The sequence below is a fragment of the Kluyvera cryocrescens NBRC 102467 genome, from assembly GCF_001571285.1.
Lineage (GTDB): Bacteria > Pseudomonadota > Gammaproteobacteria > Enterobacterales > Enterobacteriaceae > Kluyvera > Kluyvera cryocrescens.
Genome location: NZ_BCTM01000001.1, coordinates 1 through 12,386 on the forward strand (window position 1 = coordinate 1; position 12,386 = coordinate 12,386).

At 53.3% G+C, this 12,386-nt stretch carries 14 protein-coding genes; 1 reads left to right on the forward strand and 13 read right to left on the reverse strand.

What is annotated here, in order from left to right:
- Positions 1-15 precede the first annotated feature (15 nt).
- The 6 genes from KCR01S_RS00005 to KCR01S_RS23680 all read right to left on the reverse strand — a co-directional run bounded on the left by KCR01S_RS00005 (position 16) and on the right by KCR01S_RS23680 (position 5,994).
- Positions 16-3,186 (reverse strand): TipJ family phage tail tip protein, encoded by a 3,171-nt coding sequence (locus KCR01S_RS00005; protein ID WP_061279006.1) that lies wholly within the window; start codon positions 3,184-3,186, stop codon positions 16-18.
- 51 nt (positions 3,187-3,237) lie between these two features.
- Complete coding sequence (locus tag KCR01S_RS00010) at positions 3,238-3,840, reverse strand: tail assembly protein (RefSeq protein WP_061279008.1); 603 nt, start codon at positions 3,838-3,840, stop codon at positions 3,238-3,240.
- Positions 3,841-3,895: 55 nt separating this feature from the next.
- Complete coding sequence (locus tag KCR01S_RS00015; RefSeq protein ID WP_061279011.1) at positions 3,896-4,231, reverse strand: hypothetical protein; 336 nt, start codon at positions 4,229-4,231, stop codon at positions 3,896-3,898.
- Positions 4,232-4,342: 111 nt separating this feature from the next.
- Entirely contained in the window at positions 4,343-5,095 is a 753-nt protein-coding gene (locus KCR01S_RS00020) for a hypothetical protein (protein ID WP_061279012.1), read from the reverse strand.
- 76 nt (positions 5,096-5,171) lie between these two features.
- The gene (locus KCR01S_RS00025; RefSeq protein WP_061279015.1) at positions 5,172-5,840 is read right to left on the reverse strand and encodes a BRO family protein; all 669 of its coding nucleotides are present in this window, start codon (positions 5,838-5,840) and stop codon (positions 5,172-5,174) included.
- Complete coding sequence (locus KCR01S_RS23680) at positions 5,827-5,994, reverse strand: Arc family DNA binding domain-containing protein (protein WP_072277041.1); 168 nt, start codon at positions 5,992-5,994, stop codon at positions 5,827-5,829. Before KCR01S_RS23680 ends, KCR01S_RS00025 begins: the two co-directional genes overlap by 14 nt.
- 119 nt (positions 5,995-6,113) lie before the next feature.
- Between KCR01S_RS23680 and KCR01S_RS00030 the strand changes: the two genes are divergently transcribed.
- Positions 6,114-6,557, forward strand: coding sequence for an Arc family DNA-binding protein (locus KCR01S_RS00030; protein WP_061279017.1), 444 nt, complete (start codon positions 6,114-6,116; stop codon positions 6,555-6,557).
- 5 nt (positions 6,558-6,562) lie between these two features.
- Here the strand turns inward: KCR01S_RS00030 and KCR01S_RS00035 are convergent, their stop codons facing one another.
- The 7 genes from KCR01S_RS00035 to KCR01S_RS00065 are packed head-to-tail and all read right to left on the reverse strand — an operon-like array spanning position 6,563 to position 12,382.
- Complete coding sequence (locus KCR01S_RS00035) at positions 6,563-7,273, reverse strand: C40 family peptidase (protein ID WP_061279019.1); 711 nt, start codon at positions 7,271-7,273, stop codon at positions 6,563-6,565.
- 1 nt (position 7,274) lies between these two features.
- On the reverse strand, positions 7,275-8,030 hold the full coding sequence (locus KCR01S_RS00040) for a phage minor tail protein L (protein WP_061279021.1): 756 nt from the start codon (positions 8,028-8,030) through the stop codon (positions 7,275-7,277).
- Positions 8,027-8,374, reverse strand: a complete 348-nt coding sequence (locus tag KCR01S_RS00045; protein WP_061279023.1) for a phage tail protein — start codon at positions 8,372-8,374, stop codon at positions 8,027-8,029. The genes KCR01S_RS00040 and KCR01S_RS00045 overlap by 4 nt, the downstream gene beginning before the upstream one ends.
- A gap of 3 nt (positions 8,375-8,377) precedes the next feature.
- Complete coding sequence (locus tag KCR01S_RS00050) at positions 8,378-10,894, reverse strand: phage tail tape measure protein (protein ID WP_061279025.1); 2,517 nt, start codon at positions 10,892-10,894, stop codon at positions 8,378-8,380.
- The gene (locus tag KCR01S_RS00055; protein WP_061279028.1) at positions 10,872-11,150 is read right to left on the reverse strand and encodes a phage tail assembly protein T; all 279 of its coding nucleotides are present in this window, start codon (positions 11,148-11,150) and stop codon (positions 10,872-10,874) included. The genes KCR01S_RS00050 and KCR01S_RS00055 overlap by 23 nt, the downstream gene beginning before the upstream one ends.
- Positions 11,151-11,200: 50 nt before the next feature.
- On the reverse strand, positions 11,201-11,608 hold the full coding sequence (gene gpG / locus KCR01S_RS00060; RefSeq protein WP_061279030.1) for a phage tail assembly chaperone G: 408 nt from the start codon (positions 11,606-11,608) through the stop codon (positions 11,201-11,203).
- A gap of 36 nt (positions 11,609-11,644) precedes the next feature.
- Complete coding sequence (locus KCR01S_RS00065; protein WP_061279032.1) at positions 11,645-12,382, reverse strand: phage tail tube protein; 738 nt, start codon at positions 12,380-12,382, stop codon at positions 11,645-11,647.
- Positions 12,383-12,386: the final 4 nt, after the last annotated feature.

A 12,386-nucleotide genomic window follows, 5' to 3' on the forward strand; every position in this document is an offset into this window, starting at 1 on the left:
ATAGATGAACAGCCGCTAATACTTGCCAACAACAACCCGCAGAACATTATTTTGGTCATAAACCTTTTGCCCCTTATTATCGATTAAGTTCCGCCCTTCGCCTTCTGTACCACCATTTAATTCAAATGTGCCATCGGCTCTCATAATGGTGCCGGTTTTACCCTCAACGTAATTTGATGATCGAAGCTCGCCAATTTTTGCCAGTGTTATTTGTCCATACTGGATAAACGCATCACTAATGAATACCTGCCCATTAATTACCGCAAACGGTGAATATTGAGCATCATCAGCGCCGCTCATCAGAACAAACTGGTTCGCATTGAATCCGATACGGGTGACAACCGGCTTACCGTTTTCAGCCAGTACCGCTATGCTCATCCCAGCGCTGTAGTACACGCCATTAATCCTGATCCCCGCTTTTAGGGTATGAATAGCGGTCGCACCATCGGCGTCAACGGTCGCCGTCAGCTTATCTTCCAGCGTGGCCGTTACATCTTCGATTTGCGCCTGAACGGTGGTAGACAATTCGGCCATCGCCTTATCAACGTCAGCGATCGTTGTTTTAACGATCAGAATATCCGCCCGGACAGTCCCATACTGCGCCCACTGGTGATCGATGGTGGCATTTACACCCAGAGCGGCCTGTAGAATCCCCTCTATGTTCTGATCAATCTGGCTGTTGAGCGCATCACCGTCTTTTGATGTCAGGAAATCGCCGGCGATATCGCCCAAGTAATCATCGGCGTTATCGTTCGACATGCCGCGCACCCAATCCGTCCAGCCCGATTCATTCCCGGTTTTATCGACCAGCTGCGCGCGATACCAGAATTCCTGCCCCGCCTTTAATCCTAACTGAATGTATTCAGAGGACGGATAAGGCACATCACTCAGTAAGAGCGGATCGGACTGGTCGCTGTTGGCCGTGTACTGAATTTCGGTTTTCAGCGTATCGGCAGTATTCGCCGGGAATCCCCAGTTAAGCTGAATACCCCAGTTGATACCCGTTGCAGCAAATCCCACCGGCTTCGGCGGGTTGCCCACTTTGCCGGTCAGCGTTGCTTCTTGCGAATATCCCCACCCGGAAGAAATTTCCGCCGCATTGATTGCGCGGACGCGGACCAGATAGCGCCCGGCATAAATGGATTCAACCTCAAAACTCGTGGTGGAGCTCCGCGGCACATTCACCCAGTTACCGTCGTTGCGGCGCCACTGCGCCTCATAGGCAATCGCATTGTCGACTGCCGACCAGGTTGCGCGCATGGTTTCCACGCTGAGCCCCTGCTGCACCACGGAATAGCTATCAATGGCGATATCTCCGGGCGCTGACTGATTGCCCGGCGGTATCACACTGACGGGCCGCTGGTCGATGATGGCGCCAGTGTCGATTCTGGCGTATTTATCCGGGTCGTGAGCCGCGCCGGAGATCGTAAACGTGCCGTCGTTATTATCGGCGACACTGACCACCCGGTATTGCTGGGCGTACAACGTATCCGACTCAACCACCCACACACATTCCGGCTCCGGCGTCTCACTGTAAGCCGTTGTAACGGTGATCTTGTTACCGTTTACCGCCTGAATCGTCCTGCTTTGCGCCGCGCCGGATGGCAGGTTAAGTATCAGACGGTCGCCGGCGACTGCATCAGCCACACGGTCCAGCTCGATAACCCGACCATTCACCGACCGAATACGGCCGCCGGTGACCTTCCCGGAAAGCAACTCGTCCGCAACTGCGATGATGTAACCGGGTTGCGGGATATTGCCGTCCAATCCGACAGAGAACGTCACCACCCTGTCTTTGTTATTGGTAAGAATGCCCCAGCGCCCCTTGCGGTTGGCTTCTGATTGCCGGGTACAGCCGATTGCTGTCATTTCCAGCTGGTTGAAACCGTAGCGGGCAACAAGCTGCTGCTCAAACACAGGCTCCATCGCATCAGCGTACGCATTATCCGGATCGGACCACGAAACCAGCGCGGTGGTGTAGCGCGTTTTGGTGGTGCTGCTGGCGTAAGTAAACAGGCCGTCGATGACGTTTGCGCGCGTGTAGGAGAAATCAATGTCGCGCGGCATGTCGGCCAGCGCCACAATCTGATCACCGCCCCAGTAGGTCATCCCCCGGAAGATAGCGGCAAAGTCTCGCAGCACGGTGTAAGCATCGTTCCGGTCCTGCACATACACATTGCAGGTATAGCGTGGCTCTGTCCCGCTGCCGCCTTTTCCATCGGGCACCATCTGGTCGCAATACTGCGCCACTTCATAGAGTGACCATTTATCGATGTTGGCAGCCGTCAGGCGATTACCCAGCCCGAAACGGTCGCTCAGCACCAGATCGTAAAACACCCACGCAGGGTTATCCGTCCAGGCCCATTTAAACGCACCGGCCCAGGTGCCGAGATAGCTCCTGGTTTCCGGGTCGTAATTATCCGGCACGCGGATCACCCGCCCACTAGGCTTACATGAAATCTGCGGAATAGAGCCGTTAAACTGACTCGAATCAAACTCAATATATAGCAGCGCGGTATTTGGATAACGCAATTTGGCGTCGATCACTTCCGTATAGCTCTGCAGCGTCATGGTGTCGCCTATTTTGGCACTGTGCGCATCAGCTGTAGTTTTACGGAGGCGCAAAGTCCATGTGCTGCCAGCCTGCGGTAAATCAATGCGGTGGCTTCGTTCATAGCCTGTGGTTGTTTTGCCCGATACCCGAGTATCGAGAACGGTTCTCCATGAGCCGCCGTCGGTCTGCAGATCGATGGCGTAATTGATGGTGTATCCCACCAAATCACCATCATCCTCTTGCTTGTAAATTGAGGGCCACTTAATGCGCAGGCGCACAGCAGAAAGCAGCGTATTAGTGAAAGTACGCGTCCAGGCGGTAGCACTGGATATCTCAACCCCCATGCTGATTTCGTTCTCTGAGCCTGGAATCCCCTGGATGTATTGTTGAGCCTGATTCCCCGGGCGAAAGTCCCAGACCACACCGCCAAAGTTTGTCGAACCGTCGGCGTTCTCCAGTGGGGTCCCGTCGAGGTAGATATCTTTTCCGGTCAAACCACCAGCAAACTCACCTTCACCCAGCGCCACCAACAATTTCGCCTTTGCGACAGACTGGAGATCATCCGGTTGCTCCGTCGGCGTTCGGCTTTTAGAACCACCACCTTTTTGCCCTGTGATTTTTTTCGGTGCCATATTTCACCCATAAAAAAACCACCCGAAGGTGGTTATTAGAAATGATGTTTGCTACTGCTTATCTTCGACGTAAATGCCCGCAGAAATGATTGCGCCACCTATAAGCCGTCGGCCATACAGAAGAGGAACAGGATTGCCCTGGGCTGCGGTGTTCGTCACACCACCAAAGGCGTAGGAAGCCTGGTTATCGGCATCCTGCTTACTGGCGAGCCCGGCAGGTTGAGGGGATAGCATCTGCACAATACCGCCCAGCATCATAGCCGCGCCTATTTTCATGGCTGCAGGCCCCCAAGCGGCCCCGCCCCATGCCTGTCCTAGTGTTGCACCCAGCGCCCCAGCAACAACAAGAACGGCCCCCAGAATTGTTTGCAGTAAACCTGCTTTTTTACTTCCGATCACCACCGGAACAATTCGAATCACCTCTCCAGTAACGGGGAAACCTAAATCATCCATCCCAAGGTTTTTTTTACCTTTAAATACCGCATACGTTAACCCGCGCATTTTACTTGTATTAAGGTATTTTTCAAAACCGGGAATTGTTTTTGATAAGGCATTTATTGATTCGGCAGTAGTTCTAATTAGCCGGTTATGTATTTTCCCAAATGATTTGCCTAGCTCTCCACCTAATTCAATTCTTGTCATGACTTCTTGCATATAAACCCCAATAAAAAAAGCCACATAAAGTGGCTTTAGCGATTAGAAATTTGCTTTAGAGGCAAGAGCGAGCAGCTTTACTCCATGGATCGCCAATGCCCCTACTGGCTGCATACACTTTCACATCAGAGCCGCCTTTGTCGTCTCCTTGTATAATCGCCATTGATAAAACCCCGAATAAATCATCGGCAGCCGATATCCTATACCCAGCTTCCGTTTCTATGCTTGTTGCTTGCGGGTGTAAGTCCTGCCATTTAGGTGACAAGCATTTATTAAATTGCGCTGCACTCTTTGAAGAATGGCCAGTATAAATCGGTTCTCCTTCCTGCAAAGAAGAAGCGCTGCACCCGAACAACCCCAACAACGAAACAAATAATATGGCCTTTTTCATTTCCCTATCACCTTTGATCAATTTGCCAAAAGAGTAGCAGGGATCGGGGTAACGAAGAAACCCGCAGTTAAGCGGGTTGGGATAGCATAAACATTTTAACTGCTTTGGAATTTATGCCACATCAGCACCATGAATCAGGTGGCGCAAAGCATCAATCCCGTTAGTGTTGTACCGGAATGCTTCAACCTGTTTGCTTGAGTAGGCCGACTTGTCCAGAAAGAACTTGCCGTGCGCATCTGTCTTCAGCTTGTGTGCGTTAGCAACGCGCCCAATTTTCTGAGCAGAAACCCCCAGCATCTCCCCCACTTCACCCGCCGTGTGGTAATGCTCCTCGATCACAGGCAACGGGATAGCGTCATAACCAATAAGAGGATTAATCAACGATGCCGTGAGCACCTGATGCGCCATCGGATCCAGTCGAGGAAGCAGACTAATGATCTCCCGCGCGCTCGCGATATTCTTCTCCAATGCCTGGGCTTTCAACTGTTCTGCCTTAGCCAATCGGTACTCAGTGATACCCGTGTTGCTTTTTGGCATCGCTGGTAATACCTGCATATCTTCCAGCTTATCGACAAGAGAACGGCGCACGGCTTTCGATTCTCGAGCAGCTACGCGGAGCGCCTGTTTAATCGACATTTCGATGACCTCAACCGGACGTCCACCATTAGTGCCGGAGGGTTTTACACTTTTTGTGTAAAACTCACCGTCAAGTTCATCCTCTACTTTTTCAATGAACTTGTTATTGCGAACGCCAGGTTCACCGCACTGGTTACGCGCTTGGTTTACCATTTTCAACAGGGACTGGCTGTCAATGGTTTTCTCGGTGACAACGCTACCCTTTGATGCTAAATTTAATGAAGTCATTAAGTGGTCCTTATGACGGTTTCATGGATAGCCGATAGCTCGAACTATCGGCTTTTCTATTTGCGGCCTCGCAAATTCAATAAATTCTCGGTCTTTCTCCTTCCTGAAGTTGAAGCTCAGCATGCGTCTTGATCATGTTCATAAACGCAGCGCCGTCGTTAAAATGATCATGCAAGCGACCAGCAAGCGGAGACTCTATTGCTCTTAACGCTGGCTCTATCTGGTTAAACCATGCTTCACACATGACTTCGAAATAACCAAACATCGCATTTGCATTATGCGCATGAATTTCTCGATCGCTTATCCTGGCCTTCATCGCGGTGTTTATCACTATCTCACGATCTAAAATATCTAAAACCCAGCGACGGAATTCTTTAGCTACTGGCGTCCTTGCGAACATAGCAAGCATATGAGCGCCTCGCAGAGAGAACACTCGTGTTTCCTGCTTTCCACTAGGGGTGGTCAACTTGACCACCATTGACATTTTTTCTGTGAATTCATCAGCGTGACGAGTAAAAATTCGCTGAACAGCCTTATCGTCTGCATATTGAAGTGCATAACCAATCTGATTGGCGGTGAGCCAGATGCCATCAATGTCAGAAGCCGGCTGTAGAGAAATGCCATGGAAGTTAAGCCCTTCTTTCGTTACACTATTCATGTCGATATTTCCTGCCAAGGATTTCTTCGATAAGAAGCCCAGGGTGTTCGCGCACTTCTGGGCTTCACTGTTTTTATGCTTGTTCACTCTTCTCCCCTTCTAATCCGTACGCTTTCCTCAACTGATAGATAAGCTCAGTATTGAACTGACGGCACTCATCTTCCCCATTTCTCTCTATCGCCAACCGAACATCCTCAGGAAATCGAACCTTTCGCTGGTACATATCTTTTGCTTTTTCCATAACCCCTCCAATTATGCCCCACCGTGGGACATTAAAAGTGTCACACCGTGCGTCATTGCTGTCAACCCCACCGTGGGGCATAATTTACATAATGTGAACTTTTTGAGTGAGGCCACCAAATGAGCAGAGAAGATCCTCAACTAAGAATAAGATTACCGATTGAATTAAAAGACAAAATTGAAGATGCAGCAAAATCCAATAACCGCTCTATGAATGCTGAAATAGTTCAACGTCTCGACAATAGTTTCCTTAACGAATTACGTGAAGATGAAGTAATTTCTGCTCAAGATGCAATTCAACTTGTTGAAAAAGCGAGGGATGAACTCTCTGAAATAATATTCAAAAGGACTTTTTCAGAGATCAACAAAAAGGTACGGATTGGTCATTCTACATTCCATATTCTTCTCAGCGATCTTGAGTTGGACGGACTTAGTGACGATGATTTCAACACTGTTTTCGAAAAAACTTTTAGTCACCTAAAAGAGTTAGGTTACGAAGTCTGGGAAAAAACTTGGGATGTAAATGGTTTTGGAGTGGAAATTCCAAGTAAACAGCCCACCTGAGTGGGCTATAACAGCGTTTTATATCTGACGATCTTCATCGTTCGTTCCTGCCAATAGCCGCCATACGGAACGCGCTGGCTCAAATGCCCATACAGATGATGCAATAGCATATTGTTTTCCAGCAGGATCCCGGCATGGTTCCACTTATTGGCCTGCACCTGCATTATCACCATGTCACCAGCGCGCGGCGGCCCGCTAAACTCGCGGAATCCGCATTCATGCCAGCAATCACGGTAAAAGTTCTCCGGATACTGGTCCTCCCACCAGGGATAATCCACGCGGTAATCGGTCAGCTCAATGCCATGCGTCTGCCTGAAATAGCTCATCACCAGCCCCCAGCAATCGAAATGCCCGAGCACAAACGGGCGCTCCAGCAGCGGTAACTCGCCGCGCGGCTGAATGGTGCGGATATCCCCTTCCGGCCAGCTGGCGATATGCCAGGGCAGCAGTGTAGCGTCACACTGTGCCTTATCCAGTTCGCTCGGCTGCGTTGTGGCGTCCGGATGACTGTGAACGATGGCGACAACCGTCCCCAGATCTTCGGCAGCGGCATAATCCTCCGGTGACAGGTGGAAATGTTCGATCGGGTCCGTTGCCAGATTACGGCAGGGGATGTAACGCTGCACCCGGCTTTTCTGCACCACCACGCCACAGCACTCCCGCGGGTATTCTGCGGCGGCATGCGTCATGATGGCGTCGATAATCTTCTGTCGCATATCAGCTCCTGAGAAGGGAAGTACCCGGAAAACCGCCAAACGGCAGCTCGTTACTTTCGCCGTGACGCAGTTTGCACGCCGTCAGCGTGCCGGGGCATTCATCCTGCGAAGGGTCATCAACCGGGTTGTTGTGCTTATCGAAATAGCGGGTCCCTGCATAGTCGCAACCATCACCCGATCGATACTTGTTACGGATGCACCAGGTACAAAGTGAATGCAGCTGGCGGGTGGGGATCATTAGCCCCTGCAGATCCATCGGGCTGGAGAGTTTAAACGCCACCACTTCATGCGTTTCGCTGTCCTTTGCATCGATATAAAACACCTTCAGCTTTTCCTGCTGCGGATCCGCCGCCGGGTTTCCCTCCGGATAATTGACCGCATCCAGATACTGCGCCAGCGTGTCATGGATAGTGACTTTCGCCTGCAGCAGGTCATCGTAAGCAAGACACAGCGCGGTAATGGAACTATCAAGGTTAGCGACCGACAGCGTCGGCTGTGCGCTGGTTCCGTCGGTAGCCGTCTCTATCCCTTCTATCTCGCAGGGCCAGGCTTTATATTCCAGCCCCTGCCACCAGATAGATTTTGCAGGTAGCTTGTCCTCATCCCCGCCGGCGGCGGCGATTTCCTCCGGCGTATGCGCAATATTATGTGCATGAAAACGGAGGACATCACTGACGCCAAAACCGGTGCCATCGACATCAAAAAGCCGGACGACATTGCCCGGCTCGAGTTTCTGATAATCACTGTTTAAGCTCATGGTGCAAACGCCTGTTCAAACGTGGCCGAAACGGTTTCCACCGCTTTACTTTTGGTGACGCGCTGCAGGCTGTCTGGTTCGACACGCCACAACGTGAGCTCACCGCCGGGAGGGGTAAACGAAAACGATTTTGTTTTGTGGCGCCGCAGGAAAGCATGAATTTCCCGGACCGTTTCCGGCTGCCCGGTGAATGAATACTCATAGCTGAGGGTTTCATCATTGAGCCCGGCGCCTGTCACCTGTTTATAACCATCGCCAAACTGCGCCGTGCGGACGCTATCCTTGCTCTTCAGCGTTGGCTGGCTGGATGCTTTGATCCGCCATCCAAAATGTTCAATCGCCATCGCTTACCTCTGTTTATTGGCATTCCAGATCATGCCGCCCGGCTGTATAGCTTTCGCAATCCCCGCGCGGACGGAGCTATCAATGACCTGCTGATAGGCTTTTCCGACTGCATCGCCGCTCCCTTTCTGCTGACCAGATTCCCCCTGTCCCGTGGTGACAGAAACAGGTGCATAGACGCTGACACCAAAAGGAGAAGCAACTCCGCCACCATCCCCACCAACCAGACCTCCCGTCGCGTAACCGCGCATCATGCGGTACAGATTGCCAACGCCGATCCGGTTTGTGGCCTCCTGGGTAAAGACAAACTCCCCGCGGTGAACCACACCCGCCGGCTCATACTTACCGCCAGAGCCGGTGTATCCCCCTGTGGCATAGCCGAGCCAGGAGGTTGCCGAATCAACAAGCCCAACCATGGCCTGTTTCATCAGGATTTGCGTCAGCATCGACAGCGTCGAACGGGTAAAATCAGCCCAGTTCCCTTTGCCGGTTGTCAGCATATCGGCCATGTTCTGACTGATGCCGTCGAACGTAGCGGCAGCGGCAGACTTCATTGAACCATACGCGTCATTGGCAGAATCGGCATAGTCAGCCCAGGCTGATTTTGCCCCCGCTTTCCAGTCGTCCCGCAGCTCATCCTGCGCGGCGTAGTATTCCTTGAGCGCGCCCAGCTCATTCTGATAGCCCTGATCCGCATCCGTGCCACCGGCATTCATCCAGCCCTGCCGAAGCTGAGCCTCTTCATTCTGCCGCTGCGCACCGCGGCTGCTCAAGCTGCCGCCCGCCACCAGCGCTTTGGTTTTCTCACCAATCTGGGTAACGTATTTCTGCGAACTATCCTGCAGGCGGTTCAACCGTTCCTGGGCAACAATCTGATCGCCAAGCCGGGCATTCACCTCCGCCCGCGCCAGCACCTCATCTTTGTTCGCCAGCACCGATTTTTCATCAGCGGTCAGTGCGCGCTTTTTAGCGGCCTCTTCCAGTACAGAAAAGCGGGATTGCTGTTTCCACAGCTCCTGCCGCTGCTGGCTGATGGTGTCCGTGATGCTCTTATGCTCTTCCAGCGTGCGTAGCTGCGCTTCCAGTTCCAGTGTCTGCGCGCTGGCTGTATCGATACTTTTCACGCCTGCCGGCGTTTTCACTGCTGACGGCTTTTTAGGCTTCTTCAGTGAGTCGTCGTATTCTTTTTTGGCGGCTTCAAGGTTGATGTTGTAGTCCGCCTGGAGGATCCGCCCATCCTTCAGCGCCTTATTCAGTTCGTTCTGGCGAGCGGTGTATTTCTCCAGCGCACTTTGCGTCTTCGCATAGTTTGACTGGGCCTGCGCGGCATACTTCTGGCGATCGGATTCCACCACCGCCTCTCTCGCGGCGTTGTCCTCGGTCGCTTTCGCCACATTGGCTTGCTGCTGGGCCATTTCCAGCGCCAGCCGCGCCGACTCGCGATCGTTCCAGTAACTGGCTCGCGCATCATCATTCACATAGCGGTCGCCTTTGCGGAGATTCCAGACTTCATCCGCGCGCTTAAACGCTGCCTCGGCTTTAGAGACGATTTCCTGCGCCGTGTCCGGCCGCCCGATATCCAGCGCTGCATCCCACATGGATTTAAACGCACGCTTCAGGCTATCCGCTGCCGACTCAATCGAGCCCATGTTGTCACGCAGACTCTTTGTCTGATCGCGAAAACCATTCGTTGCCGCATCGTTAGCCGCCTGCAGCGCTGCCGCTTCATCCCCGGATCGTTGCAGCTGCGCCACATAGGCAATCTGTTCAGCGGTGACGTTGTGAAATTGCTGCGCCATGGCAATCAGGCCAGATGTCGGGTCATTCGTCAGTTTCCCGAACGCGGCCGCCACCTTATCGACAGGCACACCCGACGCCTCTGTGAACTTAGCCACCGCCTGGCTCATATCATCGAACCGGGCACCGGCGCGCACGCCAGCGTTAACCAGCTCAGTGAGTGCGCTGCTGGTCTGGTTAAACGTCAGCCCCGCCTGCTCGCCTGACCTCGCCAGCACCAGCATACGGTTTGAGGTCAGCCCGGCACTGTTACCGGAAAGGACCAGCGTTTTATTGAAGTCGGACAACGTGGCCGAGCCCTGATACCAGGCATAAACCATTGCCCCGGTAGCGGTTGCCAGCGCACCAACACCCACCATGACCGGCGATATTGAGCCCAGCAGCGCGCGGAAGGTCGGAATAATACCGCCGAACGAGTCTTTCACCTGACCGCCCTGCTGCAGCAGAATCAGCCAGGGGCTCTGGCCACCGGCCAGCTGCGTGGCAATATCCGTAAACTGCGCGGGCAACATACGCATCGCGGCGTTGTACTGCCCCACCGAAATACCGGCCTTTTTCGCCGCGCTCTCCTGGCGGGTAAACGACTGCTGCACCTTCAGCGCGGAATCATTCGCCGCATCGCCGGTCTGCTTAAACTGCCGTTTAACGTATTCCATCTGTTCGTTGAACTTCGACGAGTTAACGTCAAGGTTAACGACCAGGTCACCCACTGCCGTCTGGGCCATAGCGAACGCCTCCTGAAATGCCCTCGGCCTTTGCCATCAGCACATCATCACCGGGTTCATCGTCGGTAATATCCTCCGCTGAAGGTGACAGCAGGCTGAAGCTGGCAGGGGTTGATGTGGTTTTGGGGTCAAGTGCGGTGATGACGATATGCATCAGCGAGGAAAAATGCGCATCCATCTGCACATCATTAAAAAAGTTGTCCTGGTAGAACGTTCGCCAGTCGGCGTATTCCGTTGACGACATACCAGCAAGCATGGCGCGCCAGTCCGGCCGGCGAAATTCACGCGCCAGTTTCAGGACGAAGGTCAGCTCACTGGCGAGGACTTTTCCAGACTGACCGGCTCGGTCACTGCATCATCCTGTGACGGTTTCGCTTCCGGTGGCGGCACCATGCCGGACAGCAGTTTCACGCGGTATTCCGCGTCGGCAATAATCTCCAGCGGCCAGGTCATCATCACCTCCTTCTGGATCTGCTCAACATCTTCTTTTGGTGTGTTGCGCGTTCCTTTCAGGGGATGCGCATGCCATAACGACATGGCCACCAGCAGCGCGCCGGAGGTAATCGTCATATTCAGCGCCGCCTGCATGTCTGCATCGGTGACTGTTTCCAGCGTTTTCAGGTGTTCAAGATGCTCAATACGCTGCAACGCCGACAGTTCATAGAGCGTGACGGTCACGCCGTTGCGCTCGAACGGTTCTGTTTTTAAAAACATGGGATACTCCAGGTGGCGGGGCCGAAGCCCCGATTATCAGGAAACGGTGACGCTGCAGGTCGCAACAAATAGCCCGTCGTTGGTCATCACAATAATGTCAGCCGAACCGGCTGCAATGCCGGTGACCGTCAGCACCGCATCGGCCACAGATACCGTCACGATCCCGGCATCCGTGGTGGTGGCCCGGAACGATTTATCGCTGGCGCTGGCTGGCGCCACGGTGACATTCAGCGTAGTGGTGGCAGCAACGGCAACGGTGGCGGTCGATTTATCCAGGGTTACGCCAGTGACATTAATCACCGCCGCGGCGCTTTCTTCAGCGAGTCCCGGCTTACCGTTGTTGCTGATTTTGACCGAGCGGGTGATGGTGTCTTTTGCCGTGACGGTTTTACCAAGGCTGCTTACCCAGCCACGGAACACATCGACAGCGCCATTCGGGTATTTGATTTTGTATGCCAGCACGGTACCGTCGTCGAACCAGCGAACCAGATCCTGCTGACCGCTTTCCGCCGGTTTCCAGGCCAGCGTAAAACTGGCCTCACCCGCCGATTTCTGGCCCTGAGCGGTCGCCGTCCAGTCTGCATCTTCATCGTCCAGGTAGGTATCGTCATTTGATTCGGCGGTCAGTTCGCCAGGCTGCAGGTCTTTAATCTTCGCCAGGCGCGTCCAGTCGGTATCCGATACCGGGTTGGCAAACGGGTTACCCGTTCCGGAATAAATCCAGAGCGTGGTGGTGGCGCCCTTTACCGGCGCCAGTGGGTTTGGTGTAGTCATTACG

Coding starts and splice junctions, on each gene's coding strand:
- KCR01S_RS00045 (WP_061279023.1), bottom strand. CDS start 8,374: ATGGCGATTGAACATTTTGGATGGCGGATCAAAGCATCCAGCCAGCCA.
- KCR01S_RS00055 (WP_061279028.1), bottom strand. CDS start 11,150: ATGCTTGCTGGTATGTCGTCAACGGAATACGCCGACTGGCGAACGTTC.
- KCR01S_RS00050 (WP_061279025.1), bottom strand. CDS start 10,894: ATGGCCCAGACGGCAGTGGGTGACCTGGTCGTTAACCTTGACGTTAAC.
- KCR01S_RS23680 (WP_072277041.1), bottom strand. CDS start 5,994: ATGGAAAAAGCAAAAGATATGTACCAGCGAAAGGTTCGATTTCCTGAG.
- KCR01S_RS00015 (WP_061279011.1), bottom strand. CDS start 4,231: ATGAAAAAGGCCATATTATTTGTTTCGTTGTTGGGGTTGTTCGGGTGC.
- KCR01S_RS00035 (WP_061279019.1), bottom strand. CDS start 7,273: ATGCGACAGAAGATTATCGACGCCATCATGACGCATGCCGCCGCAGAA.
- KCR01S_RS00065 (WP_061279032.1), bottom strand. CDS start 12,382: ATGACTACACCAAACCCACTGGCGCCGGTAAAGGGCGCCACCACCACG.
- gpG (WP_061279030.1), bottom strand. CDS start 11,608: ATGTTTTTAAAAACAGAACCGTTCGAGCGCAACGGCGTGACCGTCACG.
- KCR01S_RS00020 (WP_061279012.1), bottom strand. CDS start 5,095: ATGACTTCATTAAATTTAGCATCAAAGGGTAGCGTTGTCACCGAGAAA.
- KCR01S_RS00010 (WP_061279008.1), bottom strand. CDS start 3,840: ATGCAAGAAGTCATGACAAGAATTGAATTAGGTGGAGAGCTAGGCAAA.
- KCR01S_RS00030 (WP_061279017.1), top strand. CDS start 6,114: ATGAGCAGAGAAGATCCTCAACTAAGAATAAGATTACCGATTGAATTA.
- KCR01S_RS00005 (WP_061279006.1), bottom strand. CDS start 3,186: ATGGCACCGAAAAAAATCACAGGGCAAAAAGGTGGTGGTTCTAAAAGC.
- KCR01S_RS00040 (WP_061279021.1), bottom strand. CDS start 8,030: ATGAGCTTAAACAGTGATTATCAGAAACTCGAGCCGGGCAATGTCGTC.